Consider the following 24,610-nt stretch of genomic DNA (forward strand, 5'->3'; position numbering starts at 1 on the left):
GGCTAAGGCACCAAAACGATCTTTCCCCGGGTGTGCTGCCGCTCTAGAAGTTCGTACGCATTGCGCACCTCGTCCAACGGGAACGTCTGCGCGACAATCACATCAAGCTTTCCGTCGACAATCAGTGCGGCCAGCTCGGCGAGCACCTGCGCGGAGGCGCCTTCGGCGTTTCCCACACTTTGCACGCCGTATCGCTCGATCGCCGCGAAGTCGATGATGGTGTCGATTCGCCGCAGCTCCACTCCAAGCTCATTGAGCGCCAGCTCGACGTAGCCCCCGCCGAAGAGGTCGAGGAAGGCATCGACCCGCCCCTCGGGCGCTGCTGCCTTGATGCGGTCCGCCAGCCCGTCGCCGTAGTTGACCGGGATGACGCCATGCGCGGTAAGCCACTCGTCGTTACCCGGCCCCGCGATACCGATCACGGTCGCACCAGCGGCCTTGGCGAGCTGTACGGCGATGGTGCCCACTCCACCCGCCGCGCCAGAGACGGCGACCACGTCACCCGGAGCCAGATCAACCGAGCCGACCGCGGCGTAGGCGGTGGTACCCGCGACGAACAGACTGCCTGCCACCTCCCACGACAAACTCTCGGGCTTGGTCACCAGCTGGCTGGCCGGAACAACGACAAGCTCGGCGTGACTGGCCCGATCGTCGGTATAGCCGAACACCTCGTCCCCTGGTGCAAAACGCGCCACGCTATGGCCGACCTCCACCACGACACCCGCCAGGTCGCTGCCCTGCCCGGAGGGGAAGGTCGCAGGGAACCGGTCGTGCAGCATCCCGGTACGGATCTTCGCCTCACCGGGGTTGATTCCCGCGGCACGCACCTGCACAAGCACGTCCGTGGGCCCGGGTACTGGACGCGGCACCGCACGCACCTGCAGGACATCGATGTCGCCGTACTGGTCGAACTGCACTGCCTTTGTCATGCCGACTAAGACAGCGGCACGGCCCGAGGTATTCCGCCGAGTCTGCGTCTCACGACGTTTCGAGGCACAAAACCGTCGTGAGATGCAGACTCGGAGCCAATCGTGCGATCTGGATCAGCCGAAACGACCGGAGATGTAGTCCTCGGTGGCCTTCTGGCTGGGGTTGGAGAAGATCTTCTCGGTGTCGTCGATTTCCACCAGCATGCCCGGCTTGCCTGCGGCCTCCAGGTTGAAGAACGCGGTCTGATCACTGACACGCGCGGCCTGCTGCATGTTGTGCGTGACGATGACGATGGTGAACTCCTGCTTGAGCTCGGAGATCAGATCCTCGATGGCCAGCGTGGAGATGGGGTCCAAGGCCGAGCACGGCTCGTCCATCAGCAGCACGTCCGGCTGCACGGCGATGGCTCTGGCGATGCACAGACGCTGCTGCTGACCTCCGGAGAGCCCGCCGCCCGGGCGGTCGAGACGGTCCTTGACCTCGTTCCACAGGTTGGCGCCCTGCAGCGAACGCTCAGCGACTTCGTCAAGGGTCTTCTTGCTGCGCACACCCTGCAACCGCAGGCCGGCCACCACGTTGTCACGAATCGACATGGTGGGGAATGGGTTTGGCCGTTGAAACACCATGCCGATGGTCTTGCGCACCGACACCGGGTCAACCCCGGCACCGTAGATGTCGGCTCCATCGAGCAGCACCGAACCCTCGACGCGGGCACCGGGCGTCACCTCGTGCATCCGGTTGAGGGTGCGCAGCACCGTCGACTTGCCGCAACCGGACGGGCCGATGAACGCCGTCACGCTGCGGGGCGGAACCGACAGCGCGACATCCTGAACGGCATGAAACTTGCCGTAGTAGATGTTGACGTCCTTGAGATCGAGACGCTTGGCCATGACTACCTTCCTAGACCTTTTTGGGCGCGAAGAAACGCGAAATGAGTTTGGCGATCACGTTGAGAATCGCGACCAACAAGATGAGGGTGAGGGCAGCGCCCCAGAGCCGGGACTCGGCAAGACCCACCACCGAACCACTGCGCTGATCGAGCATCATGCCCGGGAGTGAGGCCATCTCCCCGCCGAACATGTCGTAGTTGATCAGCTTGCTGTAACCGACGAGCACGAGCAGCGGCGCGGTCTCGCCCATGACCCGTGCCAGCGCCAGCATCACACCGGTGACCACACCCGAGAGTGCCGTCGGCAGCACGATGCGCGCGATGGTCTTCCATTTGGGCACGCCCAGGGCAAAGGAGGCCTCGCGCAGATCATTCGGGACGATCTTGAGCATTTCCTCCGAGGAACGCACCACCACCGGAATCATCAACAGCACCAAAGCCAGTGAGACCGCAAGGCCCGACCGCGGCAGCCCTAGCGTGGCCACCCACAGGGCGTAGATGAAGAGCGCGGCGACGATGGACGGCACACCGGTCAGGATGTCGACCATGAACGTGGTGACCTTGGCCAACCGGGAGTTCGCGCCGTACTCGACCAGGTAAATGGCCACGAAGATGCCGATGGGCACCGAGATGATCGCGCAGAACAGACCTTGGAACAGCGTGCCGACGATGGCGTGATAGGCACCGCCGCCCGCGATCCGGTTGGTCATCATGTTCTGCGATTTGAACCACCAGTCCGCACTGAGAATGGCGGTGAATCCACGGTCGAACACCGTGTACAGCACCCACACCAGCGGGATCAGCGCGATCAGCACCGCGGCCGAGACCAACACCGTGGCAAGGGCGTTGGTGGCCTTGCGCCGGCCCGAGAGCGGATGGAAGGCGGGCTCCTTCACGGGCCTGTCGAGAGTCGAGGTCATGCCCGGCCCTTTCCGCCGACGACGGCACGGGCCGCCGAGTTCACCAGGAATGTCAGCACGAACAGCACCAGCCCGGCCGCGATGTATGCTCCGGCCTCTAGTTCGTTATTGAATTCCGATGCGTTGGAAGCGATATGGGTTGCAAAGGTGCTTCCGCTGTCGAACAGCGACCATCCGAACGCCACCGAGGTGCCCGACAGGATCAGCATCAGCGCGATGGTCTCGCCCAGCGCACGGCCGAGCCCCAGCATGGAACCGCTGATGTATCCGGAGGTACCGAAGGGAATGATAGTGGTGCGCACCACTTCCCATTTGGTGGCACCCAGCGCGAGCGCGGCCTCGATCTGCCCCTTGGGGGTCTGAATGAAGACCTCGCGCGTCACGGCCGCGATGATCGGCAGGATCATCACCGCCAGCACAATGCCGCCGGTGAACAGGTTGCCGCCGCCTGCAATGTTCACGGGGCTATCGGCGAAGAGCGGGATGAATCCGAGATTTCTGTTGAGCCACAGGGCAACCGGCGCGATCGCCGGAGCCAGTACGTAGATGCCCCACAGGCCGTAGACGATGGACGGCACCGCGGCCAGTAGGTCGATGACGTAGGCAAGCGGACCACGCACCCGCGCGGGTGCGTACTCGGTCAGGTAGATCGCGATGCCCAGAGCCACCGGCATCGCGAGTAAGAGCGCGAAGACCGAGACGAAGACGGTGACCTGGAACAGATCGAGCACGCCGAATTGCATGTGCGACGTGTCGTCAGTGCGCCATGGCCCGTTGTAGAGGAAGAAGTTCTCGTCGTCGTTACTCAGCGCCGGCACGGCACGCAGGATCAGGAATACGGCCACCAGACCGATGAGCGCGACAACAAATACACCTGACCCCTTGGCGAGTCCGGAGAAGATGCGGTCGCCGGGACGGGTGACCGTCTTCGTGACCGTATTGGTGGCCTTGGCGGGTGGCTGATGGTCGCCCTCGTCGCTCATGGGTTGTGGCTTCTCCTCGAAGACCGATCCGTCAAGATCCGCCGGACGGGCTACCCCCACGGGATCGATCCCGCTGGTCTGGCTGCTCATTGAACTCGCTGTCTATGTCGTTGATGGTACGTCCCCACCCGGGTCACCCAAGCTCACCGGGTGGGGACGAATCAGCTGCTAAGAGAGCGCCTTGATGGCCGTCTCCAGACGAGACTTGAACTGCGTGGGCAGCGGGGCGTAGCCGACATCGGCCAGACCCTTCTGGCCCTGGTTCACCGCGACCGTCAGGAACGACTTCACCGCGGCGGCGACGTCAGCGTCCTTGTAGCCCTTGGAGCAAACGATCTCGTAGGTGGCCAGCACGATCGGGTAAGCGCCGGCTGTCTTGGTCCCATAGATCGAGGCCAGGTCCAGCTTGAGGTCGTTGCCCTCGCCCGCGAACTTGGCGGTCTCCACCGAGGCGGCGGCGGTCTCCGGGGTCAGCGCGACGGCGCCGGCACCGCTGTCGATCTGGGCGTACGGCATCTTGAGGTCGTCGGCGTAGCCCTTCTCCACGTAGGTGATGGCACCGGGCAGAGCCTTGACCTTCTCGGCCACACCCGAGGACTTCTCGGCGCTCTCACCGGCGCCGCCCTCCCAGGTACCGCTGCTGCCCTTGGTCCAGCTCTCCGGCGCGGCGGTGGTGAGGTACTTGCCGAAGTTCTCACTGGTACCGGACTTGTCCTTGCGGTACACGGGGGTGACCTTGGTGTCCGGCAGCGTCACACCCGGGTTGAGGGCGGCGATGGCCGGGTCGTTCCAGGTGGTGATGGCGCCGGTGAAGATCTTGGCGGCCGCGTCCGCGTTCAGAACCAGCTTGTCGACACCGGGAAGGTTGTACGCCAAGGCAATTGGGCCGAAGACGACGGGCAGGTTCCACGCCTCGTTGCCGCTGCAGCGCTCCTTTGCCTTGCCCGCTTCTTCTTCGGACAGCGCCGAGTCGGAGCCGCCGATGTCGACCTGTCCGGCGATGAAGTTATCGCGTCCCTTGCCCGAGCCGGTGGGGTTGTAGTTGATCGACTTGCCGGAGCACGCGGTCGAGTACTCGTTGGCGAAGATGTCGAAGGCGTTCTTCTGGGCCGACGAACCCTCGGCGCTCAGCTTGGCCTTGCCCGCACACTCACCCGAGCCGGAAGCAGCGCCCGATGCGCTCGAGGAGGAGCCCCCCGTGGTGTTGTCGCTGCCGCAGGCGGCGAGGCCAGCGGTCAAGGCGACCGCGGCGGCTGCCGCGAAGATCGTGGTGCCGGTACTTTTAAGATTCACGGCCTTGAGGTTCACGGCTCTCGCTTTCTCGCATGAGTGATGGGAAGACGGGTGATGAGGGTGGATCTTCTACGCGCACCCCGGAAACTAAAGGCAGACGATGGACGGGCACCCGACCGCAGGTGAACGGAAAGTGAACTCACAGACTTGACAGTCCGGTCGTTATCGCAGGTAAACGCCTTGTCAGGCCCGACCGTATGCCGCGTCGGTGTGGAACACCGCAAATCCCAGCCGCTCATATGTCCGCAGGGCCGCGCCATTGTCCGACTCGACGTACAGCAACACGGTGCCCAGACCGGCGTCAGCCAGATGGTGCAGCCCCACCAGAGTCAGCAGATGGCCTAGCCCCCGCCCCTGCGCGGCTGGGTCAACCCCGACGACGTACACCTCGCCCACTCCGGGCTTGTCCAAATGCGTTTTGGTCCAATGAAATCCGAGAAGATCGCCGGTTTGTGCGTCGTGCGCGAGGAACAAACCACCCGGATCGAACCACGGTTCGGCAAACCGGGCGGACAGATCGTCCTGACCCCAGCCTCCCTGCTCCGGATGCCAGGCGAATGCGGCATTGTTGACCCGCAGAATATCCGAATCATCTTGCGGCCCAGCATAATGGCGGATTACGACACTCGCATCGGCGGAGATGGCAGGCAGATCTGCCAACGGTCGGCGCATCTGGTGCAGTCGCCGCAACGCGACCAGTCCGAGCGTCGCGGCCAGTGCGCGGGCGGGCGGAAGGTCGCCATGCGCCCAGATCCGGGTACCGTCACCGCCCTCCGCGAGGGCAAGCCGGATCATCGCCGAGCCGATTCCCCGGCGCCGTGCCCCCGGCACGACCACCAATTCGGCCATCGCCGTGACATTCTCGTCGGCGGCGCCCTCATCGGGCAGCACCAAGTTCAGGTACCCCGCCACATCGTCGCCGTCCTCGGCGACCAGATGCTTGGCCCCGGTTCCACGCAGTTCCCGCAGCACCTGCTCCCCCACCGGGGCAATGCCGTCGACGCGAGTGGCCTCGACGATCAACTCACGTATCTGCAATTGGCGCTGATCATCAAGAAGCGGGACCCATTCGGTCATACCGCCACGCTAGTCGTGATTCAGCCCGCGTTGCGCGCCCCTGGTTCGGCGGTGATGTCCTCGTCGGCGCCGTCATCATCCACGTCATCGAGCACGTCGTCGTCCAGTTCAGCGTCGTCATCAGAGTCCACGGCACCGGCACTCTCGGATCCGCCGGCATCGCCCTTCGCGCGCGGTGGGCGCACCGCCTTGTAACCGACATTGCGCACGGTGCCGATGAGCGATTCGTACTCACCGCCCAGCTTTGCACGCAGCCGTCGCACATGGACGTCCACGGTGCGGGTGCCACCGAAGAAGTCGTATCCCCACACCTCCTGAAGCAGCTGGGCCCTGGTGAATACCCGGCCGGCATGCTGCGCCAGATACTTGAGCAGCTCGAACTCCTTGTAGGTGAGGTCGAGGGGGCGGCCACGCAACCGCGCGGTGTACGTGCCCTCATCGATGACCAGTTCACCGAGCACCACCTTGCTGGCGTTCTCCACGTTGACCGCACCAGCACGGCGCCCCACCAGCAGACGCAGTCGCGCGTCGATCTCAGCGGGTCCCGTCCCGGGCAGCAGGATGTCGTCCAGACCCCAATCGACGTTGACTGCCACCAGGCTGCCTTCGTTGACCACGGCGACCACCGGAACCGAGGATCCGGCCGCGCCCAGCAGTCGGCACAGTCCGCGCGCCGACGCCAGATCGGTGCGCGCATCGACGATCGCCACGTCGGCGGAGCCCGCCTCTAACAGCGAGGACACCTCGCTGGGCACTGGTCGCACGGTATGGGCGAGCAGCGACAAGGACGGCAGCACCGCGTCCGGATTTGGGTCAGCGGTCAGCAGCAACAGGTCCAACGAGCCCTCCAACACCCGGGTGCTTCGGTCTCCAGGTGTTCCATAATGTACCGCGCCACCTGCTTGTAAGCGTGGATGAGCCGCCTGCATGAACACCAGCAGTCCGTGGCCGAGAACCGCGAACGCGCGGGAGTACGCCAGAATGTGCAGATGCGCAAACCCCTGATCGCCACTATCGCGGCGGTATGTGCACTGGCAATCGTGGCCACCGGCACCGATTTCGGGTTTGCGATTTACGCCGAATACCGGCTGTCCCGGACCCTGCGCGCCGAGGCGAACCTGAGCTCCGATCCGTCCGTCGCCATCTTGGTGTTCCCGTTCATCCCCCAGGCTCTGGCGCACCGGTACAAGGAAGTAGAGATCAAGGCGCATGGCGTGGACCACGCCGAGACGGGGAAGGCAACGCTGGAAGGCACGCTGCACGGCATCGATATCTCCCAGGCGTCCTGGTTGATCCGCCCGGACTCCCCGCTGCGGGTGGATCGGGTGGAGAGCCGGATCATCATCGACTCCAATCACCTGGGTCGATTCATGGGGATCAACGACCTCGCCGTCGAACCACCTCCGAAAGAACAGAACGACGCCACCGGCGGCACCACCGAATCGGGCATCTCCACCGGAACCGGTCTGCTGTTCACCGGCACTCCGAAGACGGGTGATTTCCAACATAAGGTGACCGTGTCCGTAGACGTCTCCGTCGGGGGACGCGACAAGACAGACCTTCAGTTCGTCGCCACATCCGTGGTCACAGGCCCGGGAACGGCCGACCGCGACGTGCCCGAGGAACAGCAGGCGGGTGTGTTCGCCGCGTTCACCAAGGTTGTCCCCCGGCAGAAGCTCCCCTTTGCCATCGAACCAACAACGGTCGGCGCACGTGGATCAGATGTGATCATCGAAGGTATCGCCAAGGGAGTAACCATCTCCCTGGACGCGTTCAAGCAGTCATGACGCCAGGTTTGTCCGCTCTTCCGGCGAGCGGCTCATCGCCATTGGTGACCGCGGTCATTGCGATCGCGGTCGCGCTGCTGGCGTCAAGCCTCATCGCGGTCGCCATCAAGAGCAAGTCCGGCAAGCTGCGTGCCGGTCCCGGTGGCGCGGACGAGGCGCAGGCCCCGCCAGGTATCGCACTATCGGCCACCGGACCGACAATCGTGCACTTCAGCGCGGTGTGGTGTGGCCCGTGCGCGGCGGTCCGTCGCGTCGTGGACCAGGTCTCGGCCGAGCAGCCCGAGGTGGCGCATATAGAGGTCGATATCGACGCAAACCCCGACGCGGCTCGGACCCTGTCGGTCTTGTCACTGCCGACCACCTTCATCTTCGATGCCAGCGGACGGCAGGCATATCGAGTCTCAGGAGTACCGAAGGCCGCGGACCTGCGCACTGCCCTGCAAGGCCTGACGCAGCCGGGGTAAACTCGTCGCCGTGCAAGCCCGCCTTGAGCCGATGCTCACCAAACGACGCGCCGTCGATCTGTGCCGCGTCGCGGGCTGCTGCTGTTGTTGCTGCTAATCGCGGCCACCTTCGAGTGTGCCGTAACAGGTGTAGCCATATCCGCCACCCTCAGGAGCACAACAACCCATGACCACTGCCAACTCAACGCCCGCAATCACGCAGGTTGACGTTCGCGGACCCCGCTTCGTCGCCTGGGTCACCACCACTGTTCTCATCGTCACCCTGGCGGTATCTGCCGTGTCGCCGGTGTCGGCCGCGGTCATCCTGGGACTCCAAGCGGTGGTCTTTGCGATCGGCGCGCTACTCGGGCCGCATCGCGGCCCCTACGGGACTATCTTCCGGACGCTGATTCAGCCCAGGCTGAGCCCGGTGACCGAGCGCGAGCCCATCCCGCCGCTGCAGTTCGCCCAACTGCTGGGCTTCACCTTCGCCGCGGTCGGAACCATCGGTTTCGCCACCGGCGTCACATTGCTCGGCTTGATCGCGACGGCGTTCGCGCTGGGCGCTGCCTTCTTGAACGCCGCCTTCGGCATCTGCCTGGGCTGCCAGCTGTACCCTCTCGTCACCCGTTTTCGCCGCACACAACCGTCGGCTCAGTAACCCGACAAAACCAACTAATTACCCTGAAAGGAACCCCTGCATGGCACGCTCTGACGTACTGGTCTCCGCCCAATGGGCGCAAGACAACCTTTCCGCCCCTAACACGGTGTTCGTGGAGGTGGACGAGGACACCAGCGCGTACGACGTCGGCCACATCGAGGGCGCCGTCAGGCTGGACTGGAAGACCGATCTGCAGGACGCGGTCAAGCGTGACTTCGTCGACCAGCAGCAGTTCTCGAAGCTGCTGTCCGACAAGGGCATCAGCAATGACGACACCGTGGTCCTCTACGGCGGCAACAACAACTGGTTCGCCGCGTACGCCTACTGGTACTTCAAGCTGTACGGGCACCAGGACGTGAAGCTGCTCGACGGCGGCCGCAAGAAGTGGGAGCTGGATGGCCGCGCGCTGTCCACCGACACCGTCTCCCGGCCCGCGACGTCCTACCAGGCCGCCGCCCCGGATAACTCCATCCGCGCTTTCCGCGACGAGGTGATCGCCGCCATCGGTGCCAAGAACCTGGTCGACGTGCGTTCGCCCGACGAGTTCTCCGGCAAGATCCTGGCTCCCGCGCACCTCCCGCAGGAGCAGAGCCAGCGCCCGGGGCACGTCCCCGGCGCCATCAACGTCCCGTGGAGCAAGGCAGCCAACGAAGACGGCACCTTCAAGTCGGATGAAGAGCTGGCCAAGCTCTACGCCGACGCGGGGCTGGACGGTGAAAAGGAAACCATCGCGTACTGCCGTATCGGTGAGCGTTCCTCGCACACCTGGTTCGTGTTGCAGGAACTCCTGGGACACCAGAACGTGACGAACTACGACGGCAGTTGGACCGAATACGGCTCTCTGGTGGGAGCCCCGATCGAGTTGGGAAGCTAGTTATGTGCAGTGCACCGAAGCAGGGCCTGGCCATTCCGGCGGGCGTCGACGTGGAGAAGGAAACCGTGATCACCGGCCGCGTGGTCGATGGCAACGGCCAGACGGTGGGCGGTGCTTTTGTGCGCCTGCTGGATTCCTCCGATGAGTTCACCGCCGAGGTGGTGGCGTCGGCGACCGGCGACTTCCGGTTCTTCGCCGCACCGGGCGACTGGACGCTGCGGGCGTTGTCCTCGGCCGGGAACGGCACCGCGACGGTGAGCCCCACCGGCGCCGGGATCCACGAGGTCGACATCAAGATCGAAAGCTGAGCGCCCTTTTCGCTCTATCTCGATAAGGCACCCAGGTACGTATTCAGCCCGGATCACGTACCTGGGTGCCTTTTCGTGTCAGCAGCTGACCGCCCGACGGATTCAGTTCGCGGTGTCCGGCGCGGCGGCCGCGCTCCGGGCCGGTTGCCGAGCCTCCAGGCCGGGCATCGGCGCATCCGGCACGGTCCCCGTGGGGGCCGGATTCTCCAGACCGAGGGGCTGCCCGGTAGGGATGTTCTGCCGGCCGTTGGCGGCCGTCGCCCCCGGCGCGGTACCTCCGGCGGCCTCCGGTGCGTCGGTCCGCTGCATGGGCGACGACGGACGGGCGCCAAACACCTGCCCGAGCGGACCGGCTTCATGGGGCTTGACCGTCACATGCTTCAGTTGCACACCCAGCCGATCGCCCGGCATACCCACATGGGATGACATGGGGTCGGCGTTGGTCATCGCCCTGGTGCCGCCGGCGTCGCGGACTCGGGGTGGCGGAGTCAACGACCAAATGGACTGCAACCCATAGACACCGGGGTAATAGCCGATGTATCCGGGCGGCGTGTAGATCTGCCCGGTGGGGTCTCCCGGAACGGACGGGTCGGCCGCGGCGATGGGCGCGCCCAGTACGCCAGCGCCCACGAACGCCGCGATGACACCGGCCTGGCGAATTCGAGCTCTCATACTCTCAGATCCCTCGTGTTGTATTGCGGTGCAGGACAATTCAGTGCGATGCGGCAGAGCCGAGGTCCGGACCACTGTTGAGTGAGCCGGGCGCGATGGTTCCGTTGTCCTTCGGCTGGACGGACTCGCTGTCGGCAGCCGGTGGTGGTTGATGGGTGCCCGGGACGGGATCTTCCAGGCCACCTGGGACGCCACCGGGCGGGCTGGCACCAGGCACCACACCGGCGGAGGGATCGGGCGCACCGATCGAGTCCATCGGCGATTCCGGCCGCACACCCGGCGCGACTCCCAGCGTCGAGTTGCGCAGCGGTTCGACACCGAGTTCCGAGCCGGGCATTCCGTACTCGGCCGACGCCGAATCGGTATTGCTCATGGCGCTGGTGCCGGCCGCATCCAGGACGCGGCGCGGCCGCATCCAGAAGCCGAGGATGTAGGTGTAAGCGCCGGGCTGGTGACCGATCCGGCCCGGCATGTTGTGGTACGGGAGCCCGTCGTACCCCGGCGGCGGCCCCGGAGGGACAGGTGGCGACGGGGCGGCGAGTGCGGTCGGTGCGAGGACGAGACCCGCGCCGAGGAGAGCGACGAGCACTCCCGTGCTCTTGCTGATGCGTGATGCCATTCGGGTGACCGTCCTCGTCTAGATCTTGATGGGTTCGCCATAGATGGCGTACGAGGAATGGGCATTGGTGGTCGAGATCCGCAGGTAGCCGTAGGACCGGATGGTGACGTCCCCACCGCAGGCGTCCACCTTGACATGCAGGTTCGTCACATCCAGTGTTGCCCGGCCCGCGGGATTGAGCGCCATGTTCGACATCGGCAGATCAACGATGACGCCGGGTTCCAGATCTGTCTGCACGTATCCCGTGGCACCAGCTCCTGCCGATCCGCCGATGGAGTTGCTCGAGCCCAGCGAGCCCGTGCCGCTCACACCCCCGGACACGGCACCACCCAGCTGCAGCCCGCTGGACACGTCGGACTGACAGCCCAACTGGTATCCCATGATGAAGAGGCTGTCCAGAATCGAGCCCTGCCCGCCGCTGACGGTCGCCGAAGAGTAGAGGTTAACGAAGGCCTCACGGGAGTTCGTGGCATTGGCGAGGTTTGGGATCGAGTTGACGACCTCGTTGTAACTATTCAAATGAATATGCCAGCCATCCGGCGTCACCTGATCCAGGTCCTCCGGCAGCATGGTCACCGGTTCCGCTAATGCCGCGGGCGCTTCCATTGCCGCCATGGAGCAGAGCACTGCCACAACACATGCAGCGCGTGTAAATCGATCCAGCATTCCCGCCATGTGACCCTTTCCAATGGTTTCGATATCTGCAACACGTCAATGAGAAGCACCCATTCAGGCAGGCATAATTCAGCCGCAATTCCGGTTCATGCTTCGGGCACAATTTGCCCATCAGGAAGGATTCGCAAAGAGATCCAGAAATTAAAATGCTGCGCCCATTGCCCGATAAACGCTCTCCCACTGAACGGATCTCATCTAGCTAGAGAGCCGTTAACGCCGTCTCGAATCTCGGTTAACGGAGCCTAAACGCGAAATTTGTTGCGGTTTACCACTATTGGGCAGGTGGGGTTACCCCCCACACGCACACGCTGCGGCAACCCAATCAGCGGATCGGAATCGAAATGTCCAGGGAAGTGCCGCGCCCGACGGGGCTGGACACGCTCAACTGCCCACCGAGTGCTTCGACCCTGTCCGTCAGCCCAACGAGTCCCGAACCTTTACGCGGATTGGCCCCACCCACCCCGTCATCGCGAATGACCATACAGAGATTGGGCCCCTCGCATCGCACCGAAACCCGCACCCCACTGGCCGCGGAGTGTTTGGCGGCGTTGGCAAGTGCCTCCGCCAGCACGTAGTAGGCGGCCATCTCCACCGACTCGCCCACGGCACCGTCGACATTCACCTCGATGGTGACCGGAACAGCCGAACGCCGAGCCAGCGTGCACAATGCGGGCCGCAAGCCGCTGGACAGGATCGCCGGGTGAACACCCCGCGAGAATTCCTGAAGGTCTTCGGCGACGCCGACCAATCCGGCATTCAACTCGGCCAGTTGGCTGGCCAGGTCCGGAACACCAACCGGCAGCTCCGCTGTCATCATGCCGAGCCGCAGTCGCAGCGAGGCCAGGCGCTGCTGGACACCGTCGTGCAAATCGCGCTCCAGGCGACGACGTGCCTCATCGGCTGCTGTCACGATCCGCGCGCGAGAGGCCGTGAGCTCTTCGCGGGTGTGAGCGTTCGCGATGGCGGTGGCCGCCAGATCGGCAAAGTCATTGACGGGCGCAACCTCAAGGCCGTCCCCCCGTAAGACCGCGGCCCCCCAGGTGTTCCCGCCCACACGGATCGGGGTAGACAAGCTGGCACCGAATGCCAGCGCTTCCCCGGGAGGCGCATCGTCATCCAGCGTGAGCTGGGTTCCCGGGACGTGGCCGATCCCTACCTCGCCGGATGCCGCGACGATGGTGACGTTGTTGCCCGCCTCGTAACGCAACAGAACCGCGGTGTCGGCGTGCAGACAATGAACCATCTCGTCGACCAACGCCGCGAAGACCTCCGCTGGCGGTACCTCACGCGCGACCAGCGTCGCTATTCGGCGCAACCCGGCCTGTTGCTCGGCGATAGCGGCCGCCTCCCGGCGGCGCGCTTCGACCTCGTTGGTGCGTGCACGAGCCAGGCTTGCCAACCCATTGGCGACCAGCGCGGCAACCAGGAAAATCACGTGCACCACGCCGTTTTGCAGCTCAACCGACAGCACGTGACCGTTCGGCCAATCCCGGACGTAGTCGAACGTGATGGCACTGGCGATGGAGGTGAGCACCGCGAGCCGCAGGCCCCAGATCGCCGATACGACCAGGATGCCCAGAAGGTAGATGGTGCCCATGCGTTCGGTGGGCGCGATCTGCCGCAGCAGCAGCGCGGCAACGGTTTCGCAGACGAGAAAGCCTGCGGCCACCAGGATTCCCAGAGTCGCCGAAGGGGGCGCACCCGGCCGAAAAGGCAGGGTCAGCCACCCCCGCAGTCTGGGTGACGATGCGCGGTGGTCATCGCCGACCGCGTCGCCGGCCACCCTGGACCGCCCCAGCGGCAGCGTTGAGATGGTGGGGGTCACGTCGGGAAACTTCCTTACCTCCGGGACCCAGATACGTCCCGCCACTTCGAATATAGCCACGCAGGTTGCGCGGCTACCCTGTCGCTGTGGTCGCCTTGCGGGTGGTAATCGCCGATGATGACGTACTCCTTCGTGAAGGGATTGCCAGCCTTCTCGAACGTTCGAGTTTCGAGGTTGTCGGTCAGGCACGCGATGCCGTCGACCTGATGGCCTTGGTCAGGGCTCAACGGCCCGACCTCGTCGTCACGGATATCCGGATGCCGCCGGCGCACACCACGGAGGGACTCGACGCAGCCCGGGCGATACACAAGGAATTCCCCGAAATCGGGGTGCTGGTCCTTTCCGCGCATGTGGAAGTGGAGTACGCGATCGAGCTCGTAGCCACCGGCGGTGGACGCGGCTACCTCCTCAAGAGCCGCATCGGTGATGTCGCGGAGTTCCTTGACGCACTGAACCGGATTGCCGGCGGGGCCGCGGTACTGGATCCAGCACTGGTCAGAGAGCTGGTGTTGACGCGCCGCCAGGATCACCCGATCGACGCCCTGAGTCAACGGGAACGGGAGGTACTGGGGGTGATGGCCGAGGGCTACTCCAATGCCGGTATCGCCCGCAGACTGTGGATTACGGAAAGCACCGTCGAAAAGCACGTCCACAATGTGATGACGAAGTTGAATCTCACCGAAACCGACGAGTATCACCGCCGGGTGCTGGCGGTGATCACCTTCCTGGCGGGCAGCTGATCCCGGACAGGTAAATCGACTGTCCCCGAAGGTTTTCCGGCCGACCTATGACGCAGTGTTTCCACAGACAACGCCCGGGTTCTCGCATTCGGGACCGGTGGCGTCAGGCAGCTGTGCCCATTCGGGCTGGCCGCGCTGACTCTGAACCTGGTCGGGGTACCAGATTCCCGTACGGCAGATGACACCCCTGTCCATGCACTGTGGCCCAGTGCCATCGGGATGGTCGACCCAACCACCGGCACTGTCGCGCGGTTGCTGCGCTTCGGACGGGGCCATGCCTCCGTCGAGCCATTCACCATCGTGATTCGGCGATGGCACCGGGGTGGGCTTGTCGGTCGCCGCATACGCAAGACCCGGCGTCGCCACCACGAGCGCGAGACTGACCAGACCCATGCCGATGCCCCGGAGTACTGATTCTGATTGCCACACAGTTGATTTCTTATTCACGACGCCCACCGGGCAATCGTCCTGCGTGCACCGGCAGCGGGCATCCAGACGGACACCCAATGTTCATGGGGGATTACCCCCAAAGATCGGGAGCGTGCGCTAGTAGGACCAGCTGCCGGAAGGCTGCACGACGAATCCGTGCTCGCCGTAATGCCGGTCCGGCGGATCCGGTGTGTCCTTTGGCCAGGAATCGGGTTTCTTGGCCTGGCACGCCAGCGCATCCTCGGCGATGACCGCACAGACGACGCCGTTACCCGGCGCGATCTTGGACCCGGTGGGTAACAGCGGGTAGGCGCGATCGTTGGGCGTCTGGTCGTACTGTGCGATGAGACCCGGCTTGGTCAATGACACCGCCACCGAGTTCATGCCCTGGCCGGCTCCCACGATCCCCCCGGTACACGACACCCCCAGATCCGCGATCATGTTGCTCTGGCAGGCGAGGCCGCCGGGAGTGCTGAACACCCAGCCCGACATGCTCGGGTGCGCGCCGATCACCCGGTAGTCGCCGAGGTCGACCGCGGGATAGGAGTCGACGTCCGGGAACTTGGGTGGTTGCGCATTCGCTACGGGCGCTGCCACAAGCCCCACAGACACCGCAAAGGGCGCGAAAAACGCAGCTAAGAATCGGCTCCACAAGATCCTCACACCCCTCCATCGCAGTAGCTGAATGTGACGTTACCCGGCGAGTTGTGGGTCACACCGTTGTCCCAGGTAAGCTCCCTTTCCGTGGTGCTCTTCTTCGAGATCGCGTTGGTGGCTGCCGTTGTCGTCATCACCTGGTTCGCGCTGTACGCGCTGTACCGGCTGATCACCGACGAGTCGTGACGGAACCAGATCCGACCGCCGCCGAGCCGCGGCCATCGGTGGGCCGGAACGTCCCCACCTTTCAAGACCTTCCCGCCCCTGCCGATACCGCGAACCTGCGCGAGGGCCCGGACCTCAACCAGGCAATGCTTGCGCTGCTGCCCCTGGTCGGGGTGTGGCGCGGCGAGGGCGAAGGCAGGGATGCCGACGGCGACTACCGCTTTGGGCAGCAGATCATCGTCGCGCACGACGGCAGCGACTATCTCACGTGGGATTCGCGCTCATGGCGTCTGGATGCCGACGGACATTTCGAGAGGCTGACCCTGCGCGAGAGCGGATTCTGGCGGTTCGCGCCCGATCCCGATGATCCCGATGAAAAACAGGCCATCGAACTGGTGCTGGCACATGCCGCGGGTTTCGTCGAGCTGTTCTATGGCTATCCGCGCAATGCCTCGTCCTGGGAGTTGGTCACCGATGCGCTGGCCCGGAGTAAGTCCGGAGCACTCATCGGCGGGGCCAAGCGTCTATACGGCATCGTCGACGGTGGCGACCTGGCCTATGTCGAAGAGCGAGTGGGCGCCGACGGCGGTCTGTCACCGCATCTGTCGGCACGGTTGTCGCGTTTCGCGGGCTAGAACTTCCCCGCCTGGCGGCTCGTAGCCGGGTACCTCAGTGACGTCTTTCCGGCCGCCCCAGAAAAGGGGGCGGCCCCCGAACCGTTCGGCTCGATCGGACTAATCGAGGGTTCGGGGGCCGGGTGGCTGCCGTGGATTTGCCCACCGCAGCACATGGCTGCAGCTAGCGAGCAGCCACCTCACATGTCCAATAAGCAATCAATTTGTCGGACCACCTCCTTCCTTGTGTACCGACGACGGTACGACGCAAGAGCGTGTGCGACAACCGATTTATTCTGCGGCGATCCGAACTGGCGATCAGAACTAGAGCGTGATGGCCTTGTCGACCAACTCGGGCAGCCGCGCCGCCAGCGGCCCCGCGGGACGGTCGGCACCATCGAGCGTACGCACCCGGGCCGCAAGCGTGATGCTGGCCAGCATCCAAACATCTTGGGCGGCAACTAGATCGGCGGGCTTCACGGCCTCGTACCGGCATGGGATGCCCTCGGCCGCAGCCACTTCGAAGAGCGCACGCTGAGTGGTTCCGTGCAAGATTCCGTGCTCCGGAAAAGGGGTGACCAGTGCGTCACCGGTGTCCACGATGACCGTCGAGCGCGGGCCCTCGAGCACGAATCCGTCCGAACTGACGAAGATGACGTCCTGAGCCCCTTGAGTTTCGGCGTACCGCAGCGCGGACATGTTGACTGCGTAGGACAATGTCTTGGCCCCCGACAGCAACCAGGGCAGCGGATCGGCGGGCTGCGCGGGCAGCCCACGATCCAGGGTGATCACCGAGACGCCATCGCGACGCGCCAGCAGCGACCGCTCGGGCACCGGCGCGATGGTCAGATATGCCGTTGCACCCCCGCCACTTTCACGCCCACGGGTGTACACCAGGCGTAGCATCGCATCCGCGCTTGATGTCGAGTTCCATTGCCGCACACCAATCTCAACCGCCGTGCGCCAGGCGGGCCGATCAGGTTCGGATAGATCCATCGCTGCGGCCGACGCGGCCATCCGGTCCAGATGCGCCTCCAGCTTGCAGACGACACCGCCCCGCACCAACAGCGTCTCGAACGCGCCATCGCCACGAACGGCGGCGAGCTCATCGGCATACAACAACGGCACCGTCGGGTCGTGCACTTCACCGTCGAGTGTGACCAGCACCGCTACCGCCATGGGCAATGAGATTAGCGGTCGTAGAGTTGAAAACATCATGACGGCCATCTACGTCCCTGAAGGTAACCCCGACACCGGTGCGGTGTGGCACTACGGCGACCCCCTCGGCGAGCAGCGGGCCGCCCTGACCAGTGCCGTTCTTGTCGATCAATCGACGCGTCCCGTCATCACCCTGACCGGCGCCGAACGGCTGAGCTGGTTGCACACGATCTCCAGTCAGCATGTCGCCGATCTGCAGGACGGCCAGACGCGCGAGAACCTCAGTCTCGACGGGCAGGGACGTGTGGAGGACCACTGGGTGCAAACCGATCTGGACGGCGTCACGTATCTGGATACCGAGCCATGGCGGGGCCAGGCACTGAAGGATTTCCTCACCAAGATGGTGTTCTGGGCGAAGGTCGAGGTCTCGTCGTCCGAACTGACGCTCTTCACCCTGCTGGGACCGGACACCTCCGGCCTGGCCGCAAAGCTGGGCATCACGGCGCTCCCCGGATTCGAGCGTGCGGTCGCGCTGCCCGGCGGCGGCCTCATCAGGCGCATGCCGTGGCCACTGCCCGATGCGACATTCGATCTGCTGGTGCCCCCCGGTCACAAGCTCCCCGAACGCCTTGGCCTACGCCCCGCCGGGCTGTGGGCATTCGAGGCGCTTCGCGTCGCCGCCGCGCGGCCACGACTGTCCCTCGACACCGACGAGCGGACCATCCCGCATGAGGTGGCGTGGATCGCGGTCGACGACGATCCCCGAGCCGTCCATCTGGCCAAGGGCTGCTACCGCGGGCAGGAGACCGTGGCCCGGGTCCACAATCTGGGCAAGCCACCACGGGTGCTGGTGTTGCTACATCTTGATGGCTCTGCCGATCGCCCATCCCCCGGTGACGAGGTGGCTGCCGGCGGGCGTTCGGTGGGCCGGGTGGGCTCGGTGGTCGACCATGTTGACCTGGGCCCCATCGCCCTGGCTCTGCTCAAACGTCCGGTGGTCGAGGCCCTCGCCAAGGGCGATCAGACGCCCCTCACGGCCGGGCCGGCGGCGGCCGCGATCGACCTCGATCTACTGCCCGAACTGCATGGTCAGCAGCCTGGACGCGAGGCGGTCAACCGTCTGCGACAAGGTTCGGCCCAACCGGGCGGTTAGGGCGTGCAGCAGTTGGTGGATCGGCACGCTAAACTATCGTCAGGATCGATAAACAAACTCCACCGGAGCCGCCCTGAAATCGGGCCGCTCCGCTATTGCGCGAGGGGGTTCCCCCATGGGCCGCGGCCGGGCAAAGGCAAAGCAGACCAAGGTTGCTCGCGAGCTGAAATACAGCTCTCCTAACACGGATCTCGAGCAACTCCGCCGTGAGCTTTCGGGGGCTCCGGTATCACAGCCGGACGATGACCGCACCGGCGATCGCTGGACTGAAGACGAGGACGCCTGGCGCCGCTAAGGCTCCAGGTATCTCTTCTCCCTAGAACCTCGGGTGCTGGCCCACCAGCACCGCATTTTCGCTGCCCGAATCCTTGCCCGACTTCTTGATCGTGCCGAGGGTCCAGCAGTCGATGTGCCGTGCGGTCAGGACGGCGAGCGCCCTGTCCACGTCTTCGGGTGCGACGACGGCGACCATACCGACGCCCATGTTGAAGGTCTTCTCCATCTCGGCACGCTCGATCCGGCCTCGCTGGGCGATCATCGCGAAGATCGGGCCCGGGGTCCAACTACCGCGCTCGAGCTCGGCGACCAATCCGTCGGGGATGACCCGGGCCAGGTTGCCCGCGAGTCCGCCACCGGTGACATGGCAGAAGGTCCGCACCTCGGTCTCGGCCGCCAGCGCCAGGCAGTCCTTGGCGTAGATGCGGGTGGGCTCGAGGAGTTCCTCGCCGAGGGTGCGGCCGAACTCCTCGACCTGTCCGAACAGGTCCATCCGGTCGATCTCCAGCAGCACGTGCCGCGCCAGTGAGTACCCGTTGGAATGCAGGCCCGAGGACCTCATCGCGATCACGACATCGCCCGGACGCACCCGGTCGGGTCCGAGCACCCGGTCTGCTTCGACGATGCCGACACCGGTGGCCGACAGGTCGAAATCATCGGGAGCCATCAGACCCGGATGCTCGGCGGTCTCGCCACCGAGCAGCGCGCAGCCTGCAATGGCGCATCCTTCGGCGATGCCGGCGACCAGCTCACTGACGCGTTCGGGCACCACCTTGCCGACGGCGATGTAGTCCTGCAGGAAGAGCGGCTCGGCACCGCACACCACGAGGTCATCGACAACCATGGCCACCAGGTCCAGGCCAACGGTGTCGCGCTTGTCCATGGCCTGCGCGACGGCGATCTTGGTGCCGACGCCATCGGTGGAGGCCGCGAGCACTGGCTCGCGGTACCCGCCCTTGAGGGCGAACAGCCCGGCGAAGCCGCCGATACCCCCCAGCACCTCGGGGCGGTGGGTCTTGGCGACGGATTTCTTGAACAGCTCGACCGCCCGGTCGCCGGCTTCGATATCCACACCGGCCGCGGCGTACGAGTTACTGGGTTTGTCGGCTCGCTCGCTCATATCGGGCCTTAGGCTACCTGTCCCAGCTGGCAGCGGTGTCCGCACAGCCCTACTTGAACCGTCCCGCGAATCCACGCAGTGGCAGGTCGGCCGAGGTGAGGATGCCGGGCGGAGCATCGATGACGCTCCGGATGGCGTTGAGCGCGGGCAGCCCGGTGACGGTCATTCCGACAGATGCGAAGGCGGCCGGGTCGGAGAAATCGGTGCCAGGCCTGGGAATGACCATGTGTTTGCTGTACACGCAGGGGTCACCCTGGATCTTTGTGATGTAGCAGCCCTTGACGTTCCAATGCGGCTGCGTCTTGGGGGTCATCTGCCATTCGACATGCACCTCGACCTTGGGGATGCCGCCGACAATCCCCTGATACTTCAGGTAATTGGCACCCAGGGAGCCCTTGGGCAATCGGTACCAACCGAGGTCGATGTCTTCGGTGCACGCGCCCAGCTCATAGGAAAACGTGACGTCGTCGAGCTCGAGGCCGAAACAGTCGGCCATCAGGTACACGCCGTCGGCGAAGACACGCGTACCCTTCTCCAGGAGTGCCGGGATCTCCGGGTCATCGATGGGGCGTCCGTATCCGACCATCTCCCAGGAGTCCACCGAGTGATGACAGGACACATCCACCGATTCGATGACCGTCACGTTTTCGATCTCCGCGACATCACAGGAGTGGATGACGCCCAGGATCTGCGTGAGCCCCGGGTTCATCCCGGTGCCATAGAAGGTGGATCCGCCACGCTCGCACGCGGCTTGCAGCACCTCGGTTGTCGGCCGCCCCGACGGATGCGGGTGGTTCTGGTCGCGGTGGTGTCCGGTGATCCAGTCGGCGGTGGTGACGATGTCGATGCCCGCTTCGAGCACCTTCACATAGAGATCCTCGTCGGGGAACACACCGTGGAAGGTCAGCACATCGGGTTTGGCGGCAATGATCTCTTCGACGGTACCGGTGGCGATCACGCCATTGGCTTCCAGACCCACCAACTCACCGGCGTCTCGGCCAACCTTTTCTCTTGAGTAACAATGCAATCCGGCCAGCTCGAGGTCGGGATGCTGGGCGATACGTTTGATCATCTCAGTGCCGACGTTTCCAGTCGCCACCTGAAAGACCCTGATTCCACTCATGTTCGGACATCCTCCGGATAGAACTGGGCCGCCCATTTCCGCAGGGCGATGAAGCCTTCGTATTCGGCCCGCACCAGCGCGGGCGGGTCCGAGTAACGCTGATGCGACCAGATGTGGATATCGGCGAGAAACTGGTCGATGATGGCCTGCGCAAAGGCCTTTGCGTTCTGCGGGGGTTCCGCCGCGCCGCCGGGCTCCCCCTCGGGCGGCCTTCCGATGAAGACGGTGAATCTGACGTCACAAGTCTCGTCGTCGACGGGGGTCACCGCCGAGACGGTGCGGTTGTCGATCATCCCCCAGCTCTTGGTGACGGCGACACCCAGTCCGCCGTTGATGGCCCGCACACCACTTCTCATGTCTTCGGCAGACATGCCCGGCACCTCGTCGAAGGCGATGGTGAAGTCGACATAGGAGACGGGCCGCTCGAACTCCTGCCGGGTGAACTTAGGAATGAAGGGAGTTTTGTGCACGTATTTGAAATGCGCGAAGTCGACGCCGTTTTCGAGAACGTACTGCGGATGTAGTTGGAGGCGTTCGCGATACAGGGTGCTGTGCGGATAGCCAGGGTAGTAGTCCTGGGCGCTGCTGCCGTCTTCGAATCCGGTGAAGACGTCCGGGACGTCGAAATACGGGTCGAGGCCATCGACGTCGTGCCAGATGTACACGGCCTCGTTGCGTTCGACGACCGGGTAGCTTCTGATGCGCCGCAACGGATTGGGCCGCTTTTCGTAGGGAATGCACACGTTCTTGCCGTCGCGGTTCCATTCCCAGCCGTGGAAGGGACAGACGATGCGATCGCCTTCGACATGTCCACCGTGCCCGAGGTGCGCGCCGAGGTGCTCGCAGTAGGCATCCATGACGGCGAGTTCACCCGAGTGCCCGCGCCAGGCCACCATCTCGCGCCCGAAGTAGGTCATCCGGTGCACGGCACCCACGGCGATCTCCGCCGACCATGCGACCTGGAACCATCCCGTGGGCTTCATCGACAACGGCGGCTTCGGCATCGGAACCTCCCTACGCGGCGACAGTAATCCACTCCCCGCATTTTTCACAGAGACTTCTATGAAAAATTCTTCGGCGGCTAGCATCACTGAGATGAGCGAAGGGGTAGCCACGGGGCGGCGCGCCAACCGCCGCGGCCTGGCGACCCGGGAGAGCATGCTCGATGCCGCGCTGCGGGTACTTGCCTCGGGTGATCCCACCGCCGTGTCGGCGAACAGAATCGCCAAGGAGTGCGGTGCCACCTGGGGCGCGGTGAAGTACCAGTTCGGTGATATCGACGGCCTGTGGGCTGCGGTGTTGCAGCGCACCGCCGAGCGCCGCGGCGACCAGCCGTGGCGGTCCGATCCCGAAGGCCCACTGGATCGCCGGGTCAGCAAGATCGTCGAAACCCTCTATCGGGGGTTGACGTCGCCTGACTCCCGGGCCATCGAGAACCTGCGCCGGGCACTGCCCCACGAATCTGCCGAGTTGGAACGGCTGTACCCCCACACCGGCGCCGAGCTGGCCTCATGGAAGCATCGTTGGGCGCGGGCGTGCCAACTGGCGTTCGACGGTTTAGACGTGGATCCAGTCCGGGTGCGCGAGGTGGCAGCCTTCATTCCCGGTGCCATGCGTGGACTTGTGTCGGAAAAACAGCTGGGAACCTATTCGGATCTGGAGGAGGCCCGCCGAGGGCTGACCAACGCGATCGTCGCCTACTTAGGAGGTCACGCATGACACGCGTGCACGCATTCACCGAGGACGCCCTGGGCGACCTGGATGCCACCGGGGTTGCGGAGCGGATCGCCTCGGGCGAGGTCACCGCCGCAGAGTGTGCCGACGCCGCCATTGTGCGCCTGGAGCGCGTCAACCCTGCGCTCAATGCGGTCGAGTTCAAGGATTTTCCGCGGGCACGGGAACGCGCACAACAGATCGAGGACGCCGCCGAACACTCCGCTTTTCGGGGCGTGCCCACCGCGACAAAGTGCAACATCCATGTCGCGGGCATGCCGCTGACCGAAGGCTCCGCGGCGATTACACCGATACTGCAGACCGCAGACGGACCATTCACGCAGCAGTTCCTCAGCACCGGGTTGGTCCCCATCGCATCGACAACCATGCCCGAATACGGATGGTCGGCCAGTACGGAACGTTCGGGCGGCTCGGTCACCCGCAACCCCTGGCATACCGACTTCTCGGCCGGAGGATCCTCGGGCGGCTCGGCGGCACTGGTGGCTGCCGGGGTGGTACCGATCGCGCACGGTAACGACGGCGGCGGTTCCATCCGGATTCCGGCGGCGGCCTGCGGTCTGGTAGGCCTCAAACCCAGTCGCGGAAGGCTTTTGGGCGATCCGTCGAGCGGCTCGGCGCCCGTGAAGATCGTCGCCGACGGGGTGCTGGTGCGCAGCGTCCGCGACTGCGCACGGTTCTTCGAGGCGGCCGAGCTGCACTATCGCAACCCCAAGCTGACTCCTATCGGTCGCGTGGATCGCCCGGTGCAGCGGCGGCTGCGCATCGGGCTGTGCATGGATTCCCCGTTCACTCCGGCCACGGATACCGCGACCCGGCAAGCGGTGAATTCCGCGGCGGAATTGCTTGAATCCCTTGGCCACACCGTCGAGCCGTACGCACCGGCGGTGCTGCCCTCTTTCAAGGTCGACTTCGAGGATTACTGGTCCTTCTTGGCGTTCGCGGTCGCCAAGGGCGGCCCCCGGCTGTTCGACGGGTTCGACGCCACCCGGCTGGATCCGCTCACGGTCGGGCTCAGCCGCAGGTTTGTCCGGCGGTCGTACCGCACGCCGCTGTTCTTGGCCCGGCTGGCCGCGTCGGCCCGGGTGTACGAGCGCGGGTTTACCACCGGCATCGATGCAGTGCTCACTCCGGTGCTGACCCACACCACGCCGCGGATCGGGTACCTCACCCCGGACCAGGATCCTGAGGTGTTGCTGGACAAGCTGAGCTCCTATGTGGGATTCACTCCGGTACACAACGCATCCGGTGCACCGGCGATATCGCTGCCGCTCGGCCAGGATCCCGACGGTCTGCCCATCGGGGTCATGTTCAGTGGTCGTCGCGGCAGTGAGCGCACGTTGCTCGAGTTGGCATTGGAGATCGAGGAGGCGCGGCCCTTCTCACTTCTGGACTAGCCGACCGCACGCCCACCGTGATGCCAGTCACAAACCGCCAGTGTTGCAACAAAATTGGCGTTCTCGACATGCGATCGGCCGGTTGAACACC

The 24,610-nt window shown here is 64.7% G+C and carries 29 protein-coding genes; 12 read left to right on the forward strand and 17 right to left on the reverse strand.

Annotation, left to right across the window (positions count from 1 at the left end; genetic code table 11):
• Positions 1-2: 2 nt before the first annotated feature.
• From AOT83_RS19730 to AOT83_RS19760, 7 genes are all read right to left on the reverse strand, one after another.
• Positions 3-929, reverse strand: a complete 927-nt coding sequence (locus tag AOT83_RS19730) for an NADP-dependent oxidoreductase (RefSeq protein ID WP_030094257.1) — start codon at positions 927-929, stop codon at positions 3-5.
• Positions 930-1,043: 114 nt separating this feature from the next.
• The gene (pstB, locus tag AOT83_RS19735) at positions 1,044-1,820 is read right to left on the reverse strand and encodes a phosphate ABC transporter ATP-binding protein PstB (protein WP_030094256.1); all 777 of its coding nucleotides are present in this window, start codon (positions 1,818-1,820) and stop codon (positions 1,044-1,046) included.
• Positions 1,821-1,830: 10 nt separating this feature from the next.
• A complete protein-coding gene (gene pstA, locus AOT83_RS19740; RefSeq protein WP_030094255.1) occupies positions 1,831-2,739 on the reverse strand; it encodes a phosphate ABC transporter permease PstA in 909 nt (302 codons plus the stop codon).
• Positions 2,736-3,812 (reverse strand): phosphate ABC transporter permease subunit PstC, encoded by a 1,077-nt coding sequence (gene pstC, locus AOT83_RS19745; RefSeq protein ID WP_030094254.1) that lies wholly within the window; start codon positions 3,810-3,812, stop codon positions 2,736-2,738. Before pstC ends, pstA begins: the two co-directional genes overlap by 4 nt.
• A gap of 78 nt (positions 3,813-3,890) precedes the next feature.
• The gene (gene pstS, locus AOT83_RS19750; RefSeq protein ID WP_057965196.1) at positions 3,891-5,030 is read right to left on the reverse strand and encodes a phosphate ABC transporter substrate-binding protein PstS; all 1,140 of its coding nucleotides are present in this window, start codon (positions 5,028-5,030) and stop codon (positions 3,891-3,893) included.
• A gap of 168 nt (positions 5,031-5,198) precedes the next feature.
• Positions 5,199-6,092: a mycothiol synthase gene (gene mshD / locus AOT83_RS19755; protein WP_057965197.1), complete on the reverse strand. Its 894-nt coding sequence runs from the start codon at positions 6,090-6,092 to the stop codon at positions 5,199-5,201.
• A 20-nt stretch (positions 6,093-6,112) separates the two neighbouring features.
• A complete protein-coding gene (locus tag AOT83_RS19760; RefSeq protein ID WP_030094251.1) occupies positions 6,113-6,931 on the reverse strand; it encodes a response regulator transcription factor in 819 nt (272 codons plus the stop codon).
• A 150-nt stretch (positions 6,932-7,081) separates the two neighbouring features.
• Here AOT83_RS19760 and lmeA point away from each other — a divergent pair, with 150 nt between their 5' ends.
• From lmeA to AOT83_RS19785, 5 genes are all read left to right on the forward strand, one after another.
• Positions 7,082-7,879 carry a mannan chain length control protein LmeA gene (gene lmeA, locus AOT83_RS19765; protein ID WP_030094250.1) on the forward strand — a complete coding sequence of 266 codons (798 nt, stop codon included), beginning with the start codon at positions 7,082-7,084 and terminating at the stop codon, positions 7,877-7,879.
• Between the two features lie 44 nt (positions 7,880-7,923).
• Entirely contained in the window at positions 7,924-8,343 is a 420-nt protein-coding gene (locus AOT83_RS19770; protein WP_078313684.1) for a thioredoxin family protein, read from the forward strand.
• Between the two features lie 166 nt (positions 8,344-8,509).
• Positions 8,510-8,983: a DUF4395 domain-containing protein gene (locus tag AOT83_RS19775; protein WP_030094248.1), complete on the forward strand. Its 474-nt coding sequence runs from the start codon at positions 8,510-8,512 to the stop codon at positions 8,981-8,983.
• A gap of 40 nt (positions 8,984-9,023) precedes the next feature.
• A complete protein-coding gene (locus tag AOT83_RS19780) occupies positions 9,024-9,857 on the forward strand; it encodes a sulfurtransferase (protein WP_030094247.1) in 834 nt (277 codons plus the stop codon).
• A 2-nt stretch (positions 9,858-9,859) separates the two neighbouring features.
• The gene (locus tag AOT83_RS19785) at positions 9,860-10,165 is read left to right on the forward strand and encodes a DUF1416 domain-containing protein (protein WP_005064245.1); all 306 of its coding nucleotides are present in this window, start codon (positions 9,860-9,862) and stop codon (positions 10,163-10,165) included.
• Positions 10,166-10,267: 102 nt separating this feature from the next.
• Here AOT83_RS19785 and AOT83_RS19790 read toward each other — a convergent pair whose 3' ends face one another.
• From AOT83_RS19790 to AOT83_RS19805, 4 genes are all read right to left on the reverse strand, one after another.
• Positions 10,268-10,837 carry a hypothetical protein gene (locus AOT83_RS19790; protein WP_057965199.1) on the reverse strand — a complete coding sequence of 190 codons (570 nt, stop codon included), beginning with the start codon at positions 10,835-10,837 and terminating at the stop codon, positions 10,268-10,270.
• A gap of 40 nt (positions 10,838-10,877) precedes the next feature.
• Positions 10,878-11,456, reverse strand: coding sequence for a hypothetical protein (locus AOT83_RS19795; protein WP_057965200.1), 579 nt, complete (start codon positions 11,454-11,456; stop codon positions 10,878-10,880).
• Between the two features lie 18 nt (positions 11,457-11,474).
• Positions 11,475-12,131 (reverse strand): MspA family porin, encoded by a 657-nt coding sequence (locus AOT83_RS19800; protein WP_030094244.1) that lies wholly within the window; start codon positions 12,129-12,131, stop codon positions 11,475-11,477.
• Between the two features lie 322 nt (positions 12,132-12,453).
• A complete protein-coding gene (locus AOT83_RS19805) occupies positions 12,454-13,812 on the reverse strand; it encodes a DUF4118 domain-containing protein (RefSeq protein ID WP_234921063.1) in 1,359 nt (452 codons plus the stop codon).
• 230 nt (positions 13,813-14,042) lie between these two features.
• Between AOT83_RS19805 and AOT83_RS19810 the strand changes: the two genes are divergently transcribed.
• Entirely contained in the window at positions 14,043-14,696 is a 654-nt protein-coding gene (locus AOT83_RS19810) for a response regulator transcription factor (RefSeq protein WP_057965201.1), read from the forward strand.
• Between the two features lie 45 nt (positions 14,697-14,741).
• Here the strand turns inward: AOT83_RS19810 and AOT83_RS19815 are convergent, their stop codons facing one another.
• Together AOT83_RS19815 and AOT83_RS19820 are read right to left on the reverse strand one after the other, a co-directional pair.
• Positions 14,742-15,089 (reverse strand): hypothetical protein, encoded by a 348-nt coding sequence (locus tag AOT83_RS19815; protein ID WP_030094241.1) that lies wholly within the window; start codon positions 15,087-15,089, stop codon positions 14,742-14,744.
• A gap of 153 nt (positions 15,090-15,242) precedes the next feature.
• Positions 15,243-15,617: a hypothetical protein gene (locus tag AOT83_RS19820; RefSeq protein WP_078313682.1), complete on the reverse strand. Its 375-nt coding sequence runs from the start codon at positions 15,615-15,617 to the stop codon at positions 15,243-15,245.
• 195 nt (positions 15,618-15,812) lie between these two features.
• Between AOT83_RS19820 and AOT83_RS27920 the strand changes: the two genes are divergently transcribed.
• Together AOT83_RS27920 and AOT83_RS19825 are read left to right on the forward strand one after the other, a co-directional pair.
• Positions 15,813-15,968 carry a hypothetical protein gene (locus tag AOT83_RS27920; RefSeq protein ID WP_162269692.1) on the forward strand — a complete coding sequence of 52 codons (156 nt, stop codon included), beginning with the start codon at positions 15,813-15,815 and terminating at the stop codon, positions 15,966-15,968.
• Positions 15,965-16,582, forward strand: a complete 618-nt coding sequence (locus AOT83_RS19825; RefSeq protein ID WP_030094238.1) for an FABP family protein — start codon at positions 15,965-15,967, stop codon at positions 16,580-16,582. Before AOT83_RS27920 ends, AOT83_RS19825 begins: the two co-directional genes overlap by 4 nt.
• 303 nt (positions 16,583-16,885) lie before the next feature.
• Here AOT83_RS19825 and AOT83_RS19830 read toward each other — a convergent pair whose 3' ends face one another.
• Positions 16,886-17,740 (reverse strand): aminodeoxychorismate lyase, encoded by an 855-nt coding sequence (locus AOT83_RS19830; RefSeq protein ID WP_057965202.1) that lies wholly within the window; start codon positions 17,738-17,740, stop codon positions 16,886-16,888.
• Between the two features lie 37 nt (positions 17,741-17,777).
• Between AOT83_RS19830 and AOT83_RS19835 the strand changes: the two genes are divergently transcribed.
• Both AOT83_RS19835 and AOT83_RS19840 read left to right on the forward strand, forming a co-directional pair.
• Positions 17,778-18,872, forward strand: a complete 1,095-nt coding sequence (locus AOT83_RS19835) for a folate-binding protein YgfZ (protein ID WP_057965203.1) — start codon at positions 17,778-17,780, stop codon at positions 18,870-18,872.
• A 115-nt stretch (positions 18,873-18,987) separates the two neighbouring features.
• Entirely contained in the window at positions 18,988-19,167 is a 180-nt protein-coding gene (locus tag AOT83_RS19840; RefSeq protein ID WP_030094235.1) for a DUF3073 domain-containing protein, read from the forward strand.
• 21 nt (positions 19,168-19,188) lie between these two features.
• Here the strand turns inward: AOT83_RS19840 and purM are convergent, their stop codons facing one another.
• From purM to AOT83_RS19855, 3 genes are read right to left on the reverse strand one after another with little or no spacing between them, the layout of a single operon-like run.
• The gene (gene purM / locus AOT83_RS19845) at positions 19,189-20,268 is read right to left on the reverse strand and encodes a phosphoribosylformylglycinamidine cyclo-ligase (RefSeq protein WP_030094234.1); all 1,080 of its coding nucleotides are present in this window, start codon (positions 20,266-20,268) and stop codon (positions 19,189-19,191) included.
• Positions 20,269-20,317: 49 nt separating this feature from the next.
• A complete protein-coding gene (locus AOT83_RS19850) occupies positions 20,318-21,391 on the reverse strand; it encodes a dihydrodipicolinate reductase (RefSeq protein ID WP_030094233.1) in 1,074 nt (357 codons plus the stop codon).
• Complete coding sequence (locus tag AOT83_RS19855; protein ID WP_057965204.1) at positions 21,388-22,395, reverse strand: Rieske 2Fe-2S domain-containing protein; 1,008 nt, start codon at positions 22,393-22,395, stop codon at positions 21,388-21,390. The genes AOT83_RS19850 and AOT83_RS19855 overlap by 4 nt, the downstream gene beginning before the upstream one ends.
• 91 nt (positions 22,396-22,486) lie before the next feature.
• Between AOT83_RS19855 and AOT83_RS19860 the strand changes: the two genes are divergently transcribed.
• Together AOT83_RS19860 and AOT83_RS19865 are read left to right on the forward strand one after the other, a co-directional pair.
• Positions 22,487-23,110: a TetR family transcriptional regulator gene (locus AOT83_RS19860; protein ID WP_057965205.1), complete on the forward strand. Its 624-nt coding sequence runs from the start codon at positions 22,487-22,489 to the stop codon at positions 23,108-23,110.
• Positions 23,107-24,519 carry an amidase gene (locus tag AOT83_RS19865; RefSeq protein WP_057965206.1) on the forward strand — a complete coding sequence of 471 codons (1,413 nt, stop codon included), beginning with the start codon at positions 23,107-23,109 and terminating at the stop codon, positions 24,517-24,519. Before AOT83_RS19860 ends, AOT83_RS19865 begins: the two co-directional genes overlap by 4 nt.
• The last annotated feature ends 91 nt before the right edge of the window (positions 24,520-24,610 follow it).

The organism is Mycobacteroides sp. H001 (assembly GCF_001440005.1).
GTDB lineage: Bacteria > Actinomycetota > Actinomycetes > Mycobacteriales > Mycobacteriaceae > Mycobacterium > Mycobacterium gwanakae.

Bases quoted from the DNA above. Each gene is read 5' to 3' on its own strand.
- AOT83_RS19730 (WP_030094257.1), bottom strand. From the start codon at position 929: ATGACAAAGGCAGTGCAGTTCGACCAGTACGGCGACATCGATGTCCTG.
- pstB (WP_030094256.1), bottom strand. From the start codon at position 1,820: ATGGCCAAGCGTCTCGATCTCAAGGACGTCAACATCTACTACGGCAAG.
- pstA (WP_030094255.1), bottom strand. From the start codon at position 2,739: ATGACCTCGACTCTCGACAGGCCCGTGAAGGAGCCCGCCTTCCATCCG.
- pstC (WP_030094254.1), bottom strand. From the start codon at position 3,812: ATGAGCAGCCAGACCAGCGGGATCGATCCCGTGGGGGTAGCCCGTCCG.
- mshD (WP_057965197.1), bottom strand. From the start codon at position 6,092: ATGACCGAATGGGTCCCGCTTCTTGATGATCAGCGCCAATTGCAGATA.
- lmeA (WP_030094250.1), top strand. From the start codon at position 7,082: ATGCGCAAACCCCTGATCGCCACTATCGCGGCGGTATGTGCACTGGCA.
- AOT83_RS19775 (WP_030094248.1), top strand. From the start codon at position 8,510: ATGACCACTGCCAACTCAACGCCCGCAATCACGCAGGTTGACGTTCGC.
- AOT83_RS19780 (WP_030094247.1), top strand. From the start codon at position 9,024: ATGGCACGCTCTGACGTACTGGTCTCCGCCCAATGGGCGCAAGACAAC.
- AOT83_RS19785 (WP_005064245.1), top strand. From the start codon at position 9,860: ATGTGCAGTGCACCGAAGCAGGGCCTGGCCATTCCGGCGGGCGTCGAC.
- AOT83_RS19790 (WP_057965199.1), bottom strand. From the start codon at position 10,837: ATGAGAGCTCGAATTCGCCAGGCCGGTGTCATCGCGGCGTTCGTGGGC.
- AOT83_RS19795 (WP_057965200.1), bottom strand. From the start codon at position 11,456: ATGGCATCACGCATCAGCAAGAGCACGGGAGTGCTCGTCGCTCTCCTC.
- AOT83_RS19800 (WP_030094244.1), bottom strand. From the start codon at position 12,131: ATGGCGGGAATGCTGGATCGATTTACACGCGCTGCATGTGTTGTGGCA.
- AOT83_RS19815 (WP_030094241.1), bottom strand. From the start codon at position 15,089: ATGGGTCTGGTCAGTCTCGCGCTCGTGGTGGCGACGCCGGGTCTTGCG.
- AOT83_RS19820 (WP_078313682.1), bottom strand. From the start codon at position 15,617: ATGTCGGGCTGGGTGTTCAGCACTCCCGGCGGCCTCGCCTGCCAGAGC.
- AOT83_RS19830 (WP_057965202.1), bottom strand. From the start codon at position 17,740: ATGGCGGTAGCGGTGCTGGTCACACTCGACGGTGAAGTGCACGACCCG.
- AOT83_RS19835 (WP_057965203.1), top strand. From the start codon at position 17,778: ATGACGGCCATCTACGTCCCTGAAGGTAACCCCGACACCGGTGCGGTG.
- AOT83_RS19840 (WP_030094235.1), top strand. From the start codon at position 18,988: ATGGGCCGCGGCCGGGCAAAGGCAAAGCAGACCAAGGTTGCTCGCGAG.
- purM (WP_030094234.1), bottom strand. From the start codon at position 20,268: ATGAGCGAGCGAGCCGACAAACCCAGTAACTCGTACGCCGCGGCCGGT.
- AOT83_RS19850 (WP_030094233.1), bottom strand. From the start codon at position 21,391: ATGAGTGGAATCAGGGTCTTTCAGGTGGCGACTGGAAACGTCGGCACT.
- AOT83_RS19855 (WP_057965204.1), bottom strand. From the start codon at position 22,395: ATGCCGAAGCCGCCGTTGTCGATGAAGCCCACGGGATGGTTCCAGGTC.
- AOT83_RS19860 (WP_057965205.1), top strand. From the start codon at position 22,487: ATGAGCGAAGGGGTAGCCACGGGGCGGCGCGCCAACCGCCGCGGCCTG.
- AOT83_RS19865 (WP_057965206.1), top strand. From the start codon at position 23,107: ATGACACGCGTGCACGCATTCACCGAGGACGCCCTGGGCGACCTGGAT.